The organism is Mesorhizobium sp. WSM4829, from assembly GCF_055811475.1.
Genome location: NZ_JBVVQJ010000185.1, coordinates 1 through 229, shown reverse-complemented (window position 1 = coordinate 229; position 229 = coordinate 1). Strand labels below are relative to the sequence as shown.

Annotated in this window: 1 protein-coding gene; it reads left to right on the top strand. The window is 24.0% G+C overall.

Annotation, left to right across the window (positions count from 1 at the left end):
• A partial coding sequence (locus AC0L17_RS34785) for a hypothetical protein (RefSeq protein ID WP_473519035.1) occupies positions 1-229 on the top strand: 229 nt, incomplete at both ends.

Below are 229 nucleotides of genomic sequence, written 5' to 3'. Positions count from 1 at the left end.
GCGAGGCAATTTTAAAAAAACCCCAAAAAAACCACCAAAACAGGGAAGGAAAAAAAAAACAAAACAAACCCATAATACAAAAGGTGCGGGGTAAAAAAAAAAAAAAAAAACAAAAAAAAAAAAAAAAAAAAAGAAAAAAAAAAAAAAATTTTTTTAAAAAAACCGACACCACACACCCGGAGGAGAAACAGATTATTAAAAAAAAAAAAAAATTTTTATTAACAAAAAT